At 45.3% G+C, this 17,960-nt stretch carries 22 protein-coding genes and 2 pseudogenes; 10 read left to right on the plus strand and 14 right to left on the minus strand.

Going from position 1 to position 17,960, the window contains the following annotated elements; genetic code table 11:
* Nucleotides 1–3 precede the first annotated feature (3 nt).
* From EBB54_RS20960 to EBB54_RS20990, 7 genes are all read right to left on the minus strand, one after another.
* Nucleotides 4–555, minus strand: coding sequence for a 2-oxoacid:acceptor oxidoreductase family protein (locus tag EBB54_RS20960; protein ID WP_125128836.1), 552 nt, complete (start codon nt 553–555; stop codon nt 4–6).
* A 14-nt stretch (nt 556–569) separates the two neighbouring features.
* Entirely contained in the window at nt 570–1,292 is a 723-nt protein-coding gene (locus EBB54_RS20965) for a thiamine pyrophosphate-dependent enzyme (protein ID WP_125128837.1), read from the minus strand.
* A 1-nt stretch (nt 1,293) separates the two neighbouring features.
* Entirely contained in the window at nt 1,294–2,346 is a 1,053-nt protein-coding gene (gene vorB / locus EBB54_RS20970; protein WP_125128838.1) for a 3-methyl-2-oxobutanoate dehydrogenase subunit VorB, read from the minus strand.
* Nucleotides 2,347–2,357: 11 nt separating this feature from the next.
* On the minus strand, nt 2,358–2,567 hold the full coding sequence (locus tag EBB54_RS20975) for a 4Fe-4S binding protein (protein ID WP_125128839.1): 210 nt from the start codon (nt 2,565–2,567) through the stop codon (nt 2,358–2,360).
* 15 nt (nt 2,568–2,582) lie between these two features.
* Nucleotides 2,583–3,839 carry an MFS transporter gene (locus EBB54_RS20980; protein ID WP_170178102.1) on the minus strand — a complete coding sequence of 419 codons (1,257 nt, stop codon included), beginning with the start codon at nt 3,837–3,839 and terminating at the stop codon, nt 2,583–2,585.
* A gap of 172 nt (nt 3,840–4,011) precedes the next feature.
* Nucleotides 4,012–4,788 carry an IclR family transcriptional regulator gene (locus EBB54_RS20985; protein ID WP_125128841.1) on the minus strand — a complete coding sequence of 259 codons (777 nt, stop codon included), beginning with the start codon at nt 4,786–4,788 and terminating at the stop codon, nt 4,012–4,014.
* 127 nt (nt 4,789–4,915) lie between these two features.
* Nucleotides 4,916–5,905 carry an asparaginase gene (locus tag EBB54_RS20990; protein ID WP_125128842.1) on the minus strand — a complete coding sequence of 330 codons (990 nt, stop codon included), beginning with the start codon at nt 5,903–5,905 and terminating at the stop codon, nt 4,916–4,918.
* Nucleotides 5,906–6,248: 343 nt separating this feature from the next.
* On the opposite strand from EBB54_RS20990, the gene EBB54_RS20995 reads away from it, so the two are divergent.
* A complete protein-coding gene (locus EBB54_RS20995; RefSeq protein WP_125128843.1) occupies nt 6,249–6,515 on the plus strand; it encodes a type II toxin-antitoxin system Phd/YefM family antitoxin in 267 nt (88 codons plus the stop codon).
* 76 nt (nt 6,516–6,591) lie between these two features.
* Here the strand turns inward: EBB54_RS20995 and EBB54_RS32535 are convergent, their stop codons facing one another.
* From EBB54_RS32535 to EBB54_RS21015, 4 genes are all read right to left on the minus strand, one after another.
* On the minus strand, nt 6,592–7,035 hold the full coding sequence (locus EBB54_RS32535; RefSeq protein WP_162307242.1) for a cyclic nucleotide-binding domain-containing protein: 444 nt from the start codon (nt 7,033–7,035) through the stop codon (nt 6,592–6,594).
* An 8-nt stretch (nt 7,036–7,043) separates the two neighbouring features.
* Nucleotides 7,044–8,294: an MFS transporter gene (locus EBB54_RS21005; RefSeq protein WP_125128844.1), complete on the minus strand. Its 1,251-nt coding sequence runs from the start codon at nt 8,292–8,294 to the stop codon at nt 7,044–7,046.
* A gap of 64 nt (nt 8,295–8,358) precedes the next feature.
* Nucleotides 8,359–8,955: a uracil-DNA glycosylase family protein gene (locus EBB54_RS21010; protein WP_125128845.1), complete on the minus strand. Its 597-nt coding sequence runs from the start codon at nt 8,953–8,955 to the stop codon at nt 8,359–8,361.
* Nucleotides 8,952–9,869, minus strand: a complete 918-nt coding sequence (locus EBB54_RS21015) for a helix-turn-helix transcriptional regulator (RefSeq protein WP_125128846.1) — start codon at nt 9,867–9,869, stop codon at nt 8,952–8,954. Before EBB54_RS21015 ends, EBB54_RS21010 begins: the two co-directional genes overlap by 4 nt.
* Nucleotides 9,870–10,412: 543 nt before the next feature.
* On the opposite strand from EBB54_RS21015, the gene EBB54_RS31335 reads away from it, so the two are divergent.
* Nucleotides 10,413–10,562 (plus strand): hypothetical protein, encoded by a 150-nt coding sequence (locus tag EBB54_RS31335; RefSeq protein WP_243127754.1) that lies wholly within the window; start codon nt 10,413–10,415, stop codon nt 10,560–10,562.
* A gap of 303 nt (nt 10,563–10,865) precedes the next feature.
* Here the strand turns inward: EBB54_RS31335 and EBB54_RS32540 are convergent, their stop codons facing one another.
* On the minus strand, nt 10,866–11,159 hold the full coding sequence (locus EBB54_RS32540; protein WP_330554702.1) for a transposon-transfer assisting family protein: 294 nt from the start codon (nt 11,157–11,159) through the stop codon (nt 10,866–10,868).
* Between the two features lie 109 nt (nt 11,160–11,268).
* Nucleotides 11,269–11,397, minus strand: a pseudogene (locus EBB54_RS21030) (ParA family protein); the annotation flags it as partial.
* Nucleotides 11,398–11,569: 172 nt separating this feature from the next.
* Here EBB54_RS21030 and EBB54_RS31345 point away from each other — a divergent pair.
* From EBB54_RS31345 to EBB54_RS32545, 5 genes are all read left to right on the plus strand, one after another.
* A complete protein-coding gene (locus EBB54_RS31345; protein WP_243127895.1) occupies nt 11,570–11,941 on the plus strand; it encodes an ATP-binding cassette domain-containing protein in 372 nt (123 codons plus the stop codon).
* Nucleotides 11,938–12,096, plus strand: a complete 159-nt coding sequence (locus EBB54_RS31350) for a hypothetical protein (protein ID WP_243127755.1) — start codon at nt 11,938–11,940, stop codon at nt 12,094–12,096. The genes EBB54_RS31345 and EBB54_RS31350 overlap by 4 nt, the downstream gene beginning before the upstream one ends.
* 34 nt (nt 12,097–12,130) lie before the next feature.
* The gene (locus EBB54_RS21040) at nt 12,131–12,484 is read left to right on the plus strand and encodes an ABC transporter permease subunit (protein ID WP_243127756.1); all 354 of its coding nucleotides are present in this window, start codon (nt 12,131–12,133) and stop codon (nt 12,482–12,484) included.
* Nucleotides 12,485–12,613: 129 nt separating this feature from the next.
* A complete protein-coding gene (locus tag EBB54_RS32305) occupies nt 12,614–12,802 on the plus strand; it encodes a type II toxin-antitoxin system RelB/DinJ family antitoxin (protein ID WP_257904036.1) in 189 nt (62 codons plus the stop codon).
* Between the two features lie 78 nt (nt 12,803–12,880).
* Complete coding sequence (locus tag EBB54_RS32545; protein WP_408640806.1) at nt 12,881–12,997, plus strand: type II toxin-antitoxin system mRNA interferase toxin, RelE/StbE family; 117 nt, start codon at nt 12,881–12,883, stop codon at nt 12,995–12,997.
* A gap of 148 nt (nt 12,998–13,145) precedes the next feature.
* Here the strand turns inward: EBB54_RS32545 and EBB54_RS21055 are convergent, their stop codons facing one another.
* Nucleotides 13,146–14,750: a response regulator gene (locus EBB54_RS21055; protein WP_125128849.1), complete on the minus strand. Its 1,605-nt coding sequence runs from the start codon at nt 14,748–14,750 to the stop codon at nt 13,146–13,148.
* Between the two features lie 16 nt (nt 14,751–14,766).
* Here EBB54_RS21055 and EBB54_RS21060 point away from each other — a divergent pair.
* The 3 genes and pseudogenes from EBB54_RS21060 to EBB54_RS21070 all read left to right on the plus strand — a co-directional run.
* Nucleotides 14,767–14,946, plus strand: a pseudogene (locus EBB54_RS21060) (sugar phosphate isomerase/epimerase); the annotation flags it as partial.
* Between the two features lie 49 nt (nt 14,947–14,995).
* Complete coding sequence (locus EBB54_RS21065; protein WP_125128850.1) at nt 14,996–16,174, plus strand: levoglucosan dehydrogenase; 1,179 nt, start codon at nt 14,996–14,998, stop codon at nt 16,172–16,174.
* A 178-nt stretch (nt 16,175–16,352) separates the two neighbouring features.
* Nucleotides 16,353–17,939 carry an AAA family ATPase gene (locus tag EBB54_RS21070; RefSeq protein WP_125128851.1) on the plus strand — a complete coding sequence of 529 codons (1,587 nt, stop codon included), beginning with the start codon at nt 16,353–16,355 and terminating at the stop codon, nt 17,937–17,939.
* Nucleotides 17,940–17,960: the final 21 nt, after the last annotated feature.

A 17,960-nucleotide genomic window follows, 5' to 3' on the forward strand; every position in this document is an offset into this window, starting at 1 on the left:
TGATCATTCCTCCGTATTTACCGCGGCAGCGCCTCTTTGATAGCATGCCGCATTCTTTTTATTGTAGATGGATTTCCCTTTCTTCTCAAAAAATCCCAGGATTGCCTTCTCCAGATAATCTACATCAAATAAATCCGTACAGGCAGCCAATGCTCCTAACATGGCCAGATTGGCCGCTTTTAAATTTTGTTCTTCCGCCGCAATATCTGTAGCCGGAACTTTGATCACCGAAATGTCTTTCCGAAATTCCCGGTCATCCGGTACAATGGAAGAATTGACCAGCAGAATACCGCCGCTTTTTACACAGGATTCAAATTTATCAACCGCAGGCGTATTCAGCGCAAGCAGAATATCCGGGTGCTTCGATACAGGACTTGCAATCCTCTTATCGCTGATTTTTACAGTGCAATTTGCTGTCCCGCCCCGCATTTCCGAACCATAGGAGGGATAGAACAGGACGTTTTTACCGGATCTCATTCCCGCTTCAACCAGGATCATTCCGGCCGTAAGCACCCCCTGGCCTCCAAATCCGGCACAGATCATTTCATTTTTCATGACATACAACCTCTCTATTTCTTTAATTCACCTAACGGAAAATATGGAATCATCTCCTCATTGATCCTCTGCACGCATTTTACAGGCGCCATATTCATATTTGTCGGACATGGCGACAGCAGTTCCACCAGGCAGAAGCCTTCGCCGGCCATGTGTTTTTCAAAAGCAGTCTCGATATATTTTTTACTGATCCTTATTCCTTTTGCATCCGCCAGGCTTCCTCTTGCAAGATATGCAATATGTAATCCTGAAAATGCTTTTTCAATCTGAAACGGCATTCCCCATTTTGCAGGATCTTTCCCGTGGGGTGTAGAAGTCGTTACCTGTCCCGGAAGGGAGGTGGGCGCGCACTGCCCTCCGGTCATTCCGAACAGCCCGTTGTTGATCACCACGGTGAGAATATTATCGTTTCGGATGCCTGCATGCATCATTTCCGCCATTCCGATCGCGTAGGCGGCTCCGTCGCCGATATAGGCGAGCACCGGATTTTCCGGGCGCACCTTTTTGATTCCGATTGCCGTGGGAATGGGTCTGCCGTGGGCCGCCATGATGGTATCAAATTTCCACGAATTTATATTCAGTGAGCCGCAGGCCACATCCACTACAGTAATCAGCTTTTCATTTAACCCCATTTTTTCCGCCGTCTCCGCGATCAGCCTTACCGCCAGGCCATGACCGCAGCCAGGGCAGAACCCGCTTTTTGTAAAGGTTACTGTTTCAGGAGCTTTCAAGCGCATCTCAATCTCCCTCCTTATTCAGCCAGTCTTTTATTTTTTCCAACAGCCCTTCCGGTTCCGGAATCTCGAATATAGATCCATAATGTTCCACAGGTATCTTTCCGCCGACTGCAAGCCTGATATCATCTGCCATCTGCCCAAGTATATTCATTTCCACAGACAGAAACCGTTTAGCCTTAGAGGCTTTTTGGAATGCTTCCGATGGAAACGGCCATAAAGTTACCGGTCGGATCAGTCCTGCCTTCCATCCCCTTTCACGAGCCAGTTCTACCGTCTCCATACAGACCCGGGAGCTGATCCCATACGCCACCAATACAATCTCAGCGTCCTCAACCTGGATTGCTTCATAGCGCTGCTCTTTTTCCTCTATCTCCCGATACTTGTTCAGCAGATACGCTTCATAATCCGGGCAGGTATAGTAAACATTTTGTATCTTTTTGTGTTCTTCCCCTTTTTTGCAGCCCTTCACGGTCCATTCAAATTTATCAATATTGTGTTCCTGCCATTTTGGAATCTCCACCGCTTCGATCATCTGGCCGATCGCGGCATCGGATGCGATCAGGACAGGATGCCTGTATTTTTCTGCCAAATCAAATGCTTCAGCCATCAAATCCGCATTTTCCTGTACGGATGCCGGCGCCAGCACTATCGTCCGGTAGTCGCCATGACCGCCGCCTCTCGTCAGCTGCCAGTAGTCCCCCTGCCCCTGTGAAATATCTCCTAGACCGGTTCCAATCCTCATCACGTCTACAATCACCGCCGGAAGATCCGCAGCAACCAGATAGGATATCCCTTCCTGCTTTAAAGAAAATCCCGGGCCGGACGAGGATGTCAATGCACGCGCGCCTGCTGCCGCCGCTCCCAATACCATATTGATGCCGGAAAGTTCTGACTCTGCCTGAATGAAAACTCCCCCTGCCTCCTCCATACGCCATGAAAGATACTCCAGGATTTCTGTCTGCGGCGTGATCGGATAACCGCTGTAAAAACGGCAGCCAGCGGCAACTGCCGCTTCGGCAAGCGCCTCATTTCCTTTTAACAATACCTTCTCCATAACTTCCTCCACTACGATATCTCAAAAACATAATCCGGGCACACCATGTAGCAGATCCCACATGCGATGCACTTGCTTTGCTCTACCTGAATCACATTATATCCGCTCTCATTTACATGCTGCGACACCTGCACTGCCTGCTTCGGGCATGCATGGACGCAGTAGCCGCATCCTTTACATCTCGCGGTATCTGTGTATATTTTTTTGATTTTGTCTGCCATTGTTCAACCTCACTGCTATGCTTCCTTCTTTTCTGCTCCCCGTAAGCCTAAACGCCTTACTGCCTGTGCCAGAACACCGCCGATAACACAGCTTATAATCAGAAAAGTAAAAATATAGTTATAACCCTGTCCGCCGAATTTATCCAACATACCTCCAAAAATCAGGGAATACAGAGAATCCGGGGCATATCCGATAATTGAAGCGATGCCAATTGCCGTTCCAGTCAAAGCGCGCGGGATTCCGGCCTCGCTCATAACGGAGAATATGACTCCATACAGCATCATTGCCACTGCACTGGGAATTAATGTGTATACACTTGCCACTGCAGGATTCAGGGTTGAAGGCAGCAGCATAACGCTTACGAACAAAAGCGCTACAATCGCAAATGCTGTTGTAAGCCATTTGCAGGTGGACTTAAATACCTTGTCTGCCAGAAGTCCCCCGACCGGTGCAAGCAGTAAAAGCCCCATACGGATAACCGATATAAAACTGGAGTCTGACGGTGTGATTCCGATTACCTCAGTCAAATATGGGTTAAAATAGGAAACGCTGGTATATATCCCGTCTCCGCAGAAAATGACAAAGGATGCAATCCATACAACCGGATTCTTCAAAACTTTTCCTACGTCAGCAAATTTAAACTTATCGTCGTCACTCTGGGCTGAAGACGTGTCTTCTGCGCCCTTCCCATCCTTCATTAAAACCGCAAGCATGACTGCAGCAAGTACTGCAACCGAACCGCCTGAGACAACTGCCCGGAAAAATCCGGTTTCCAGATTTCCTCCCGCAGTGTTGAAAAATTTTAAGGCAAATGCATTTGTCAGCGAGTTTGTAAGTCCGTTACAGGCATAATATACGCCGTAAAGGAAACCCTGCTCTTCCTCTGTTCCGACCAGTCTGATAGCTTTCATCAAAGATGACCAGAAAACAAAGGCTGTAGAAAGGGATAACCCCAGATAAATAATCATGGACAAAACAAAATTCTTCATCGTAAACGCATAAAGATATGCCAGCAGCGACGTTGCCACCAGTGAAATAATCAATGATTTTTTCGCGGAAAGCTTGTCTGCCAGAATCCCGCCCGGTATGTACAGTATCATATTCACTACGGTATACATGGTCATCAAAATACCGGACTGCACATTTGTAATGCCCATACTCGCTATCTGTGCATCGTAAAAAACGAACTTGATATAGGGCAGAAAATAGATTGATCCCCCGGCTAGTCCAAGCGCCGCAATCGTTAAGTACTTTCTAAGCTTCGAGTTCATAGTTGCCTCCTTTTTTGAAACAATATTTTGTTTTATTGAAACGCCGTTTCTATTTTTATAAAGTAATTATAAACTACGGTAATTAAAATGTCAACCAGGCTTCTCATTTTTTCACAAAAAAAGAGACAACGCTCAAACTACGTCATCTCGTTTTGGAAATGTGATCTGCTTTTTACAGCGCAAATCCATCCATGCTTTCTGTATAAACCTCTATATAATCTTTGGCCTTTTTCAGAAGTTCTATTATCTTGTCCTTTTTTGCAACCATCCTCGAGTATCCGCCGGATGCTCCCATGCAGGCCACCAGTCCGCCCTCAGCGTTCAGGATCGGCACTGAGATACAATACAACCCTTCTTCATACTCCTGGTCGTCAAAAGCAACTCCTGTTTTCCTTATCTTTTCGCATTCCGCTTCCAGTTCTACCTGGGTTGTCAGCGTATTCGGGGTACGTTTCCGCAAGTCCTGCCGCTTAAAATAGGCTTTAAAACGTTCTTCTCCCAGATATGCAAGCGCCGCCTTTCCAATCGAAGAGCAGTACAAGGGTGAGATCGGAATACTCTTTGGCGACAGCACAAGGCTTGCAATGTTGGTTGAATAGATTGAGAGCATTGCATTTTCATATTCTATCGCCAAATTCAGATTTTCCCCTACCTCTTTTGCAATCTGCTCCATATGCGGTTTGCATACATCAATCAAGTGCGCGTCTTTGCCTGCGCTTTTTCCCAGCTTAATCAGAAAGCATCCCAGACGGTATCCGCTTCCATCCCCGCATTCCACCGCATCCCATTCTTCCAGTGAATTTAAAATTCGAAATACAGTTGCTTTCGGCAGCCCCATATCCTTCGCAATTTCAGAAATCCCCACTGCTTTATCTTTACCTGACAAATAATTCAGTATTGCCATGGCTCTGCTCACCATTAAGACGCCTGTTTTTTCTTCATTATACATAATCTTTCCTGTCGTACGTCACATCAAACCGCAACTTACTTTATAAACCTTTCTGTTTTCTAAATCCAAAACCGTTTACGGATATAAATATCTTAGAATTTTTGTGATAATTTGTCAATAATTCTTTTCAGCAGTCAAAGTTAATCCTCCGATAAAACAATTCCCTGATCTTTTCCAGCTCCTTCGTCTGCCCCAGAGCCCACATCAGCTTCGCGCTGATGGCCTCCAGCGTCATGTTGCCAGCTTCCAGGATCAGCGGGTGGTTGTGGTAGATGTGACCCACCTCGTATACGCTGAAATCGCATCCTTCCTCCGGAACCTGCGTAGTGATGACCAGGATCTTTCCGGAATGAATCCAGTCGAAGATCGCCTCCTCGTAGGAACGGTCAAAATTGGGAATCCCTCCCAGCCCGTATGCTTCCAGAATGATGCCCTGGTACTGCTCCTTGAGCAGCCGGAAAAAGTCCGGCGTCATGCCTGGAATCAGTTTTATGGATAAAATATTTCCTTCCAGATGATCGTAGAAGCGAACTGGCCCGAAAGGCTTATCCGCAGGAAATACACGGATGATCTCCTCGTCCTGAAACCGCGCCAGAAGCGGAAAGTTCATACTGGTGAACCCGTCAAAGCTCCGGGTTTTCTGCTTGCGGCTTCTTGTGCCGGCTATGACCCTGCCGCCGAACACGACGCTGACATCACAAGACCCGCTGTCCAGGGCATACAAAATACTTTGATAAAGGTTGATCTTCGCGTCCGTATAAGGGTGGGACATGGGCTTTTGCGAGCCGGTGATCACGATCGGCTTCGGGCTGTTCTGAATCAGATAGGACAGGGCCGCCGCTGTATAATCCAGGGTATCTGTGCCGTGGAGCACGACAAAACCGTCATATGTATCATAATTTTCCGCAATCGCCTTTTGAATCGCCATCCATCCGTCAGGCTTCATGTTGGTGCTGTCAATGTTCATGAGCTGCAGGACATGAAGCCTGCAGTCCTCCGGCAGACCTGCGATCTGAGAGATCAGATCGTCTCCGGTGGAAGTCGGGGAGAGCCCCTTCTTTGTCTTGTTGGAAGCGATGGTTCCGCCGGTGGCGATTATGAGTAAATTTTTCTGCATTTGTGTGGTTAACCTCTTTTCCATGCTGCAATTACATCCAGGCCGTCATCCTATTTTTACTTCTGTGCAGCCGTATCCTGTAAGCTGCGCAGTATCCGCGTCTGAATCTTTCCTGTAGTCTCCGCGGACACAGGAACCGTACAAAAAGCTGTGCTGACGCAATTTTACGTCTGCTGACGCATCTGCACAGATTGAATCATTTTCGTTATCAGTATACTCCTTATTCCTCACTTTAACAACCGTGTTTCTTACACACATATTTTCTTTGTACATTGACTTCATTGTATGAAATGGATACAATATGAATAAAATTTTGCTATCTAATAAATCAGGAGGTTTTGTTATGAATATTCGTCCATCCGCAGCAATCCGCCAAAACTACAACGAGATTGCCGATCTGTGCAGAAAGACTGCAGCGCCGATTTTCCTTACCAAGAACGGCGGGGGAAATTTAGTCGATATGGATATTGAAACTGATAACCGCAGGGAGAAAATGTTAAAGCTCCGTGAGGAACTTTTAGCGGTAGAGGAAGATAGAATTGCAGGCAGAGGCGGTTGTACACTTGATGAGCTGGACGCTTACCTTGATAATGTGATTGCAGAGGTGTAGCGTATGACAGAGAGCACGAAATACAAAATCATTGTTTCCGACAGGGCAAAGCGAATGCTGGGAATACACATCCGTTTTATGTCACAGATAAATAAAGAAGCAGCAGTGGCAAAAAAGAGAGAAAATCCTTCTTCATTTTTTTCAGTACGCCCATATCCACAAACCCGCTTAATAACCTCAGAAAATGCCTGTGGCCGATTCCGAGAAAAAGAGGAACTTCCTTTAATTCCCGAAGAGTTTCATTTTTGCTTTTCAAGGATAAGATGTACGCTGCAGCTCGGTTTTTTTCTGCGCCGCCGTAAATCCGCGGCTCACTTGAAAAACGCAGAATACTTTCATTTCCATCCGCCAGCATATGCAGAATTTTTACAGTCCCTTCCAAATGATAGTAAAAGCCATTTAAAAAATAGCCCTGAAAAAATATGAACTCATTTTTTTCATATTTTCTCAATTCCAGAAATTCTTTTAATGACGTGGGAAAAATTGAAAACAGATCATATTTTTCAACAAACATGCGCATATTTTTACTTAATTATATTCTTGTTGCAGAATCCAATAAATCTTCTTTCCCTTTATACTTCCAAATATAATGAAAACGGCAGTAATGATCAGAACCCAAAATAACTGTTTATCAAATTTTTCATAGATAATCCCATACAACCACACACCAATGGGAAGGGCACAATTATTAATAGTCGCAAAAATTGCCATTACCCGCCCCAGCATATTCTGTGGACTGACTTTTTGAATTCCTGAAACAATATATGTTCCTGCTATACTCGCCAGAAAAATAATCGCTCCTGCTGATAGACTTAATATAAAATAAGTTTTCTTAGCAGAATTATGTTTTAAAATCATTAGTGAAACTGGAATCATTGCCAAGCCCATACCAATAAATAATTTATATATATTCTTAATTTGAAATTTTCCTGTAATAGCTGTCGCTACAAATCCCCCAGCTATACCCAATATTCCAAGAAACACCTGCACACCTCCGTTCCAAACAGAATCAAGTTCCAATTTCACACTTATAATATATGGGACTCCTATGGACAAAAAAGGCTGAATCAAGAACATGAAAAATGCATTTAACAGCATAACTGCCCCTATATGTTGCTTTTCTTTCAAAATCAACCTTAAAGTATCCTTAAAAGCATATTTAAAAACATCTACCATACTATCATAACAATGTTGAATCTGTAATGGTATAGTTAAGTGCAATTCAACACTGGCAGCTAATAAAAAACATACCGTACACAGGAACATGATATAATGAAAATATTCTTTTCCAAATATGCTATAAAAAATCCCTGCCAAAAATGGTGCTAAAAGCCCTGATAATGAAGTTATTTGATTCACTATTGCATTTGCCTTTGTAAGATTCTCATTGGTTTGAATCAATGGTACACTAGATTGAACAACTGGTGCCTCGAAAGCCGATACTATAGATAACAGTATTAGAAGTCCTGCTACAATTCCAAATTCCTCCCGCCTTTGAAATGCAATTCCCATCAACAAAGTAATCATTCCATAAATACCATCAAGAGCAACCATAAGATTCTTTTTGTTTTTTCTGTCCGCTAAAATACCACCGAAGGGAGATAATATAATTGGTGGAATATAACTTGCAGCCGTTATCCATCCAAATATAGCTGCGGAAGCAGTTACCTCCAATATGTATAATGATATAGCAAATTTGATAATATTAGCTCCAAACATGGATAATGTCTGCCCTGCCAAAAAAAAGATAAAATTTTTTGAAAATACTTTATTAATCATATCGACCACCTCACACAGGGCATTATATAATAACAAGCCTGACATCTTGTGTCAGACTTGGAAATTATTTCATTATCAAATTGTACATTGAAGCAATATCCTCAGCAGCCATTTCAAATTTAGATTTTTCAATCAACAAATTCTGCCCTGTCATGATATAGGACGGTATGATACGGATACCCTTATAAAAGATCTCACTGCTCCGTAATTTGTAGGTAGAAATGCTCGGAACCGCATTTTTTCTTGTTTCTTTCTTGCTAATCATATTAAAAGCCTTTTTTGCCACATCTCCCATCAGCATGATAACTTTTACATTAGGAAACAGTGCCAGTTCCCGCTCCAGATATGGCAAACTTTTTTCTATGCTTTCCTTCGCCACTGTATATTCTGTTTTTGGCATTTTTACAGCATTTGTAATATAAATTCCTCTATCCAAAATATTCTGAATGGTTTTTACCTGTATCCCAGCTTTTTGAAACAATGGAATCGTTGTTGACAAATAAGCAGCTTCTGTTCCCCCATAAAAATCATCTTCCGGATCTGCAGGCACAATCTCATTTATCATAACTGCCTGTATCATTTTCGGATTTACTTCTACATGATTAAATTGAAATTTTTCTCCCTCTACGTTTAACTTTTGTAATTCTTCTCTTACATTCATCTTGTATCCTCCTCGAAATGTTTTAATGCAATTTTATATCTTTCTATTATCTTTTCCTTTAATGATACTGGATACAATATTGATATCTGATTACCAAAGGACATAATAAAACTATATAGCCATTCTGTTTCCGGCAAAGTGACATTTACCCTAATCTCCTGCCCATTCCACTTTATTACATCATCCTCAAATGTATCGTATACCCGATAGCTAACCTCCTTCGGAAAACTCAATTCTATTGTTATAGGCTTTCCCATTTCTTCCATCAAAGAAAATACTGACTCCTTCATTTCTGAATGGCTTTTAAAGTATTGATCTGTCACCAGAAGTTCTTTAATCCGTGAAATACGAAACAGGCGATAATCATTTCTTTTTAAACAATACGCATACAGATACCACGCTTTATCCTTGTATACCAGCTTTAAAGGCTGACACCTTCTCTGGCTGCCTTCTCCCAATGAATTATAATACAGGAACTGAATTTCCTGTCTGCCTAAAATTGAACGTTTCAACATTTCAAAATATTGTTTTTCTTTTTCAACAATACTACCCCATCGTGAAAAATCAATTTCTATCCAGTCAGATTCCGCTATCTGGAATGTTGCCTTCAATTTTGACATTACTCCATCTGTATCTGGATATTGAACAGCAGACAAGCTCTGTACACCGATTAAAATATCCTGCATTTCCTGTTCTGATAATAGAGATTTCTTCAAAACAAAATTATCAAGCAAATGGATTCCGCCCCCATGACCTGTCGTTGTATAAACGGGTATACCTGCACCGCTTAACATATCAATATCACGATAAATTGTCCTTACTGATACTTCAAATTTCTTTGCCAGTTCAGGAGCTGTTACTGTTCCCTTATCTAATAAGTAATACAAAATTTTAAACAACCTGCTTTCTGACACTCACATCCCTCCTTATATTATAATTATAGACTAAGTAACCTGACAAAGTATGGCAAGTTTCCCAAAATACTCTCCTAAATTCCCTCACCATATTTTCTGCTCAATCTTTTTCCACAGCTATATTGATATGTTAGCATCTGAATCATATAAAAACAATTGCAAATCACTTCATCTTTAGAAGTCTCTTCCAAAACCATATAGACACCGACACACCCTCCGGGAGTGGCGAAAGACAAGAATAGCAAGCACTGCCTATGTACGGACACATAGGCGAAATTCCCCATACTTCCCTACCGTCCGTATGATGAAATTTCCATAGGGAAGTATCCCTAACCCTCTTTGTTTTTCTTTCCGCTTTTTCTCTGCCAGTCCTTAACCTTCTCCCGCAGATTTGCTACAATATAACGCATGGATAATTCTATCCAAAACAACTGAACAGACCTGGAACAAAAAATCTCTGCCGCTTCCGCCACCGGAAAAGAAGCAAAACAGACCGTCCGCAAGTATGAGAGTCAGATTATCCTATATGGCGGCGCAAGGCGTATGCTGGAACAGGCGGGCATTTCCTTAAAAGGCTTGAACATCAACAAGCTGAAATCGGAATATCAGGCGCTGACCGCACAGAAAAATAGGAGTGCCGAAGCACCCCCATTTCCTAAACCCTCTTGCAAAATTCGCAGTGTTGGTTTATAATCATCTTAGAAGCCGGAGGATATGGCGTGTCCGACGGTTGTTCAATCGGAAACAATAATCAGTTTAAAAATCAAACAGATTACAAGGCTATCCTCTATTGCAGTAGAAGATAGCCTTTTCCGTTACTTGCGGTTGTGTTTATTGTCTATGTATGTCAAAGCTGCAAAAATCACCAGCACTAACGTAAGCACTTCTAACGTATTCATACCGACCTCCTTTCCGTTTCCAGAAAGGACAACCGCAGACTATCCTTACCTGCTCTAATCTGACTAAAAGAATTGTAGCACGTTACGTCGAATAATGCTATAAAAGATTTGCGTTAATCACTCCGCCGCTTCCAATGCCGTGCAGCAAGTGCACGACACCGTGTGAACAGTAACCCAATGCCACCTCTGCAAATTCCACATCGCTCATAGCTTCCAGTTTCCCCAAGACCTGTCCGGCAAGCTCCACCATGTCGCTGTCCTGTATGTAGGGGATTATATTCTTTATATCGGCAATCATGCCCGTTCTGTCGTAAGCGATGAATAACCTATCATTTTTACATTTTCTGAAATCTATGGGGTAATCTTGATTAAGAAGCAGCTTCTTATAAATGAACTAATGAATCCGAAGTGTATAAATCTATATTTCAAACGTGGGAAGGCTCCATCGGGCCTTAGTACTATCAGAAAAATATCATCTTCTATCAGAGTTCCTTTTTCCGTTACTGCCCATCTGCAAGCACCTCCTTTGTCAGAGAATCGTAAGCTGACGCCACTTTCCCCTTCGGATCATGCTTGTAGATGCTGACACCCTCCGCTGAAATCTCCGCCGCCCGGACGGAAATGGGAATGCCGAGCATCGGAATTTATTCCTATGAGCTGTTCCAGTTTTATGATGTGGATACCATTATCCGCGCCGTATCCGTGAAAGACACATCCGCTGAGGAAATGGCGGAACTGATGGTCGGCAGAAAGCTGGACACGGACTATACAAGAAAGTCTACGGTTCAGAAAGAGTCGGCTATGGAAGTATCCGGATTGACGCTTTTATCCAAAGACCACAAGAAAAAGCTTCTGAATAATATTACTTTTTCGCTCCGGCGCGGCGAGATCCTCTGCATTGCCGGAATTGACGGCAACGGCCCGAATGAACTGGTCGAGGCGCTTACCGGCCTGGTGCAGCCGGATGAAGGCGCGGTCAAAATACAGGGGATTGACGTTACCAAAATATCTATCCAGTTCCGAAACACCCACGGGTTGACCTGCATCCCGGAAGACAGGCATAAATACGGGCTTGTTCTGGGGTACACTATGGAGCAGAATCTGCTGCTGAAAAAATACCGGAACGAACCGTTTTCCAAACATGGATTTATTAATTTTAAGGCGTGCTTTTGATCTCATTTGAACTGGATGAAGTATTCAAGATCAGCGACCGCACACTGTTCATATATGAAGGAGAAATCGTCGGTGAGTTTACTCCGTCTGAAACGACGGCAGAAGAATTGGGACTGTATATGTCCGGAGCCAAAAGAATGGAGGCAATGCTGTGAATGTAAAAATATTCTGAAAAAATGTGCAATCGCATTGGCCCCGACCATAATCTGTATCGCATTAGGGCTTCTGGCCGGGTATCTGATCCTGCTTTTTTCCAATCCTGCACAGGCCGGAAATGTTTTCCGTGCGATCCTCTCCGGCGGCTTTATCGGAGGAAACCGCGGAATCGGAGATGTCTTTTATTATGCAACACCGCTTCTGATGGTTGGTTTAGGTGTCGCAGTCGGATTTAAGACCGGCGTATTTAATATCGGAGGGCCGGGGCAATTTGTGATCGGCGGTTATTTTGCAATGCTGACGGCGCATACGCTTCAGGTGCCAAGACCTTTGAGCTGGCTGATCCCTCTCGTGGCAGCAGCCGCTGCAGCAGCGCTGTTTCGTTGATTCGCATACCGTCCTTTTACACTTAAAGACGGAGGATACAGGTTCTCCCACAGTTGACGCAATGTCATTGTATAGCATGACTGGCGTTCCAATGGGCTGGATGCCGTTGCTGTGAACACCTAATTGACATTGTCTGACGCAGTGAATATATTTTTAAAACAGATCATCTTACGCGGAGGGATACCGTTTGATGTGAAGTATCCAGAGTATAAGCCTGAGGTTATAGAAGCTATGCAAGAAGCAAAATGTATAAGCCGAGATCCTGATACCAAACGATACGGCAGTTTTTCTGAGGCATTAGAGGAATTGGATCTATGAAATACGAATTAATTCTGTCTGGAAAGTTTTAAAAAAAGTCTGAAGACAGCGAAAAAACGTGGTCTGGACATCTCTCTTCTGGAATCCGTCGTAGACACGCTGCTCCTGGGACTTCCTCTTGAAAAAAAGTATAAAGATCATGCCCTGAAGGGGAAGCTGGCCGGATTTCGGGAATGCCATATCCAGCCAGACTGACTGTGAATCTATTTGATAGAAGATGATATCTTAACACTGACATTGGTCGATACTGGTACACATGCAGATTTATTTAAAATGGAATCATTTCTGACTATGCGGTTACACTCCAACGGCCTGAAGCCTTTTTTACAGCCACCATCCATCTCTACACCCTGATATACTTCGACGGCGCCACCCCATACTCCTTTTTAAAACACTTGCTGAAATACAGCGGATCAGCGAACCCGGTCAGGCGGGCGACCTCCTGCAGGTTGGTGTACCCGTCATCCAGATATTTCTTCGCGGCCTCCATCTTCTTCTGCATCATGAACTTCACCAGAGGCAGGTTCATCTCCCGGCGGAACATGCGGCTCAGGTAGTTTTCGTTCATGTAGAGCTGGGAGCTGAGCCACTTTACGGAAAGCTCGGGGGAGGACAGGTTCTGCTTGATGAGCTCCATGCATTTTTCTGTGATCCGGCGGGACGGGGACACCTTGCTGCCCCGGATGTGTTCCAGAATCCGATGAAAATAATGCTCCAGGAATGCGGCGCAGCCCTCCGGCTCATTCAGCTCCATTACTTCGGACAGGGGCGTATAATGCCGGTCAAATATATCCTGCAGGGCCAGTTTATTTTCCCGGAGGAACATCAGGCCGGTCATCACAAAATCAATCCGCAGCATGTTGAAGGTGTCAAAGGAATGCCGGGCAAAGGGCGGTTCCAGCGTATCCTGCACATGGGCGTCCAGGCCCCTTAAGTCGTCGGAACGGAGCAGGCGGAAGGTGGCGGAGCGTATGGAGTCCAGATCCATCTCCATGTCGAAAGCATTTTTCATATATTCCGCAAAGGAAATGATGCCCTTGTCCAGAACCGACTGGTTGTACCGGGACAAAAATTTTGTCTCATAATAGCAGCGGTAAATGTTGGACAGCCCCTTATACCGGCAGCTATAAAAAACGGCGGCGGAAAGGTTCAGGTCAAACAGCAGATTGTCCCGCAGCAGCCTGCAGATCAGCGGGGTACCCGGCCCCGGGCTGCCGGAATTTTTTTCATATCCCATCAGGATATTGCATTGGTAAAAGGAATCGGTGAACACCACGCAGTTGGGGTAATCGCTGAGCGTGTCCTCAATGGATTTGATGGCGGTCTGCAGCAGGTCGTCCATATTTTTCTCCATGGAAACCGGGAAATCCAGGGATTCGATGTGGACAGCAATGATTTGAAATTCCTCTCCGTGTAAGGGAATCTGGTAAAATTCGAATTTTTCCTTCAGCTGCTGCTCGTCCAGCGTCTGACGGCCGGAAACCAGCCAGTTCAGGAATTTGTCCCGGATCATCCGCTCGTTGAGCAATGCCTTGGAATACAGGGAGCTGATGTAGTTTTCCTTTTCCCGGGACGAGTCCAGCCGGGACAAAATTTTCCGAATCAGTTCCCGCAGTGATTCCGGCTCGATGGGCTTGAGCAAATAATGGGTCACGCCGATGTTCAGAGCCTGCTGGGCACAGCCGAAGCTGTCATTGACGGTCAGCAGGATGCACTGGACATCCGGATAATGTTCCTTTAGGATGGCGGCAAGCTCCAGCCCATCCATGTTGGGCATGTTGATATCACAGATGATGATGTCCGGAACCGCCGATTTCAGCAAGGCCAGGGCAGAAATGCCGTCGCACGCGTCCGGAAGGACTGCAAAGTCCATTGACTGCCAGTCCAGAATCTGGTGAAGCCTCCGCAGAATCAGAGGATCGTCGTCTACAAACATGATCTTGTACATATGCTGTTTATCCTTTCCTAAGCTTCCCGGCCTGGGGGATGTGGACTGGGGAAAATACGTCTCCGCCCTGACAGACATCGGTTACAACGGCTATAGCTGTATTGAAATCGAAGACAAGGCTTTTGAGGATTCCCAAGAAAGAGTACTGGATGCGCTCCGGCTTTCCTATCGGTATATAAGGCAATTTGTAATCTAAAATCGGGATTCAATGCCCCATAGAAATGAATTTGAAAGGAGAAAATCATATGAACCCAAAGAAAATCCATATCGGACTGATCGGCGCAGGCTTTATGGCAAAGGCGCATTCCATCGCATACGCGGGTATGCCCATGTTTTTCTGGCCTGCTCCGGCAATCCCGGTAAAGAAAATGATCGTAGATATGAACGAAGACATTGCAAGGGACGCGAAAGAAAAGCTGGCATTTGAAGCCTATTCCACGGACTGGCACGACATTATCAATGATCCGGAAATTGAGGTTGTAGACATCTGCACACCCAATAATGTGCACGCGGAAATTGCTGTTGCCGCTGCGAAAGCAGGAAAGCACATTCTCTGTGAAAAGCCTCTTGCGCTGACGCCTGAACAGGCAGGGGAGATGTACCGGGCTGCCCGGGAAAACGGCGTGAAGACCATGGTTGCCTTCAATTACCGCAAAACGCCTGCCGTACAGCTTGCGAAAAAGTATATCGACGAGGGCGCCATCGGCGACATTCTGGATTTCCGCGGCACCTATCTGCAGGATTGGTCCGCCCATCCGGATTCCCCGCTTTCCTGGCGTTTCCAGAAGAGCATCTGCGGAAGCGGCGCGCTTGGCGACATCGGAACCCATGTGGTGGATATGCTGCGTTTCCTGGTCGGGGACTTTAAGCGGGTGAATGCCAGAACCGCAACCTATATCAAAGAGCGTCCGCTGCAGTCCGGTATGACGGACAGCCTCGGCAATCTGCGCGTGGATCAGGACACCCCGAAAAAAGCGGTGGATGTGGACGACCAGTGCATGTTTATGATCGAATGCGAAAACGGCGCTTTTGGAAGCATCGAAGCTACCCGAAACGCATGGGGACGGAATAATTACATCACCTTCGAAATCCACGGCACCAAAGGCTCTATTTATTTCAATTACGAGCGGCGTGACGAGCTTCAGGTTTGTTTTGCAGACGATGCGTCGAACCGCCGGGGCTTCCGGACGGTGTACACAGGCCCCAACCATCCCTACGGCGACGGATTATGGCCGATCCCGGCGCTGGGCATCGGATACACGGAGACAAAGATCATCGAATGTTATGATTTCTTCCGCGCCCTCCAGGACGGCACCGAGGCATCCCCCAATTTCCGGGACGGATATGCCATTGAACTGATCTCGGACGCGATACTGGAATCCGCAGAGAAACGTGAATGGGTGGAGGTAAAAGAGGTCGAGTAGACGAGTGGAGTAAAACAGGGAAAGGCACTGCAAATGGTTGGTATTTGCAGTGCCTTTGGCTGTCTTATCGGTGGAATCGGATTATGAAATGGATCGCGAAAATGCTGCTTGCCCTGCGCTGACAGCCATGTTAAAATGTTTACAAACGTTTTGGGGTTCGAAAAAAAGGGGGCACCCGATGGGAAATTATATAAATACCGGTAATACGGGCTTCGTCGCGGCGGTCCGGGATACCTATGTAGACAAAACCGAATTGATCGCATTTATCAACCGCACACTGGGAACCAAGCGGAAGCTGACCTGTGTCAGCAGGCCGCGACGTTTTGGAAAATCCTATGCCGCCCAGATGCTGTGCGCTTATTATGATAAAAGCTGTGATTCAGATGCATTGTTCGCGAACCTGAAAATTGCAAAGGATAGTTCCTATAAAAAGCACCTGAATCAGCACGATGTCATTTACCTCGATATTACCTGGTTTATTTCCATTACCAGCGATATCCGAAATACAGTAACAAATCTGCAGACGAAAGTGGTGGATGAGCTTCGGAGTCTGTATCCCGATGTAAAGCAGGAAGGCACGCTTCCGGAAACCCTTGCGGCGGTCAGCGAATCCACCGGAAACCGATTTATCATTATTATTGATGAATGGGACGCACTATTCCGGGAAGCCCAAAATGATCTTACACTGCAGGAACAGTACATCCAGCTTCTGCGCGGGCTTTTCAAGAGCAGCGGCCAGACGGACAAGATGATCGAAGCGGCCTACATGACCGGCATTTTACCGATCAAAAAATACGGTACGCAGTCAGCCATGACAGATTTCAGAGAATATACCATGCTTCAGCCTGAACCCCTGGAGGAATTTGCCGGATTTACAGAAGCTGAAGTCCGTGTATTATGCGAAGGCTCAGCACTTAGCTTTTCTGCGGTACAGGAGTGGTATGATGGTTATATTCTTGGCGGCAGCACGCACATTTACAGCCCGAAATCGGTCATGGACGCGCTGGCAAGAAACCGGATCGGAAATTACTGGACCCAGACCGAAACCTATGAATCCCTGAAAATCTATATTGACCTGGATGAGGATGGTTTGAAGGAGACCATTGTCCAGATGCTGGGAGGAGCACATATCAAAATTGATACCGGAACCTTCCAGAATGACATGACCACGATAAAGCAGAAGGATGACGTCCTTACCCTGCTGGTGCATCTGGGCTATCTGGCGTATGATGCGGATATGAAATGCGTATTTATTCCAAATGAGGAAGTCCGGCAGGAATTTGTCCGTGCCGTGACATCTGGCAGGCATCAGGAGATCGCGAAACTGATTCGGAACTCCGACGTTCTTCTGGCACAGACGCTGAATATGGATGGTGAAGCCGTTGCCGCCGCAATTGAGGAAGTACACAGCATGGGGACGGCTCCTGTTTTCTACAACAATGAGCAGGCCCTGAGGAGCACCATACGTTTTGCTTATATCAGTTGTATGGATGAATATATGAAGGCAGAAGAACTGGCATCCGGAATCGGGTATGCCGATGTAGCCTATATTCCCAAAAAAGGTTCCTCCCTGCCCGTCCTTCTCATTGAATTGAAATGGAATAAAACGGATGCCGGGGCTATAAGTCAGATTAAAAAGAATGATTATCCGCAGATATTTCGGGATTATGGCGGGGATATTCTGTTAGTTGGAATCTGTTATGATGCAAAAAATAAAAAGCACACCTGCAAAATAGAGAAGTGGGACAAGAAGAAGCCATTCTGACCGGAAAGGATTTTTGGGGGC

The organism is Schaedlerella arabinosiphila, from assembly GCF_003885045.1.
Taxonomy (GTDB): Bacteria; Bacillota; Clostridia; order Lachnospirales; family Lachnospiraceae; genus Schaedlerella; species Schaedlerella arabinosiphila.

Excerpts from the sequence above, each read along its gene's own strand:
- EBB54_RS20965 (WP_125128837.1), bottom strand. The coding sequence starts at position 1,292 with ATGCGCTTGAAAGCTCCTGAAACAGTAACCTTTACAAAAAGCGGGTTC.
- EBB54_RS21055 (WP_125128849.1), bottom strand. The coding sequence starts at position 14,750 with ATGTACAAGATCATGTTTGTAGACGACGATCCTCTGATTCTGCGGAGG.
- EBB54_RS20960 (WP_125128836.1), bottom strand. The coding sequence starts at position 555 with ATGAAAAATGAAATGATCTGTGCCGGATTTGGAGGCCAGGGGGTGCTT.
- EBB54_RS31345 (WP_243127895.1), top strand. The coding sequence starts at position 11,570 with ATGGAAGTATCCGGATTGACGCTTTTATCCAAAGACCACAAGAAAAAG.
- EBB54_RS20980 (WP_170178102.1), bottom strand. The coding sequence starts at position 3,839 with ATGAACTCGAAGCTTAGAAAGTACTTAACGATTGCGGCGCTTGGACTA.
- EBB54_RS21065 (WP_125128850.1), top strand. The coding sequence starts at position 14,996 with ATGAACCCAAAGAAAATCCATATCGGACTGATCGGCGCAGGCTTTATG.
- EBB54_RS20990 (WP_125128842.1), bottom strand. The coding sequence starts at position 5,905 with ATGCAGAAAAATTTACTCATAATCGCCACCGGCGGAACCATCGCTTCC.
- EBB54_RS21070 (WP_125128851.1), top strand. The coding sequence starts at position 16,353 with ATGGGAAATTATATAAATACCGGTAATACGGGCTTCGTCGCGGCGGTC.
- vorB (WP_125128838.1), bottom strand. The coding sequence starts at position 2,346 with ATGGAGAAGGTATTGTTAAAAGGAAATGAGGCGCTTGCCGAAGCGGCA.
- EBB54_RS20975 (WP_125128839.1), bottom strand. The coding sequence starts at position 2,567 with ATGGCAGACAAAATCAAAAAAATATACACAGATACCGCGAGATGTAAA.
- EBB54_RS32535 (WP_162307242.1), bottom strand. The coding sequence starts at position 7,035 with ATGCGCATGTTTGTTGAAAAATATGATCTGTTTTCAATTTTTCCCACG.
- EBB54_RS20995 (WP_125128843.1), top strand. The coding sequence starts at position 6,249 with ATGAATATTCGTCCATCCGCAGCAATCCGCCAAAACTACAACGAGATT.
- EBB54_RS21010 (WP_125128845.1), bottom strand. The coding sequence starts at position 8,955 with ATGAATGTAAGAGAAGAATTACAAAAGTTAAACGTAGAGGGAGAAAAA.
- EBB54_RS21005 (WP_125128844.1), bottom strand. The coding sequence starts at position 8,294 with ATGATTAATAAAGTATTTTCAAAAAATTTTATCTTTTTTTTGGCAGGG.
- EBB54_RS31335 (WP_243127754.1), top strand. The coding sequence starts at position 10,413 with ATGCTGGAACAGGCGGGCATTTCCTTAAAAGGCTTGAACATCAACAAG.
- EBB54_RS20985 (WP_125128841.1), bottom strand. The coding sequence starts at position 4,788 with ATGTATAATGAAGAAAAAACAGGCGTCTTAATGGTGAGCAGAGCCATG.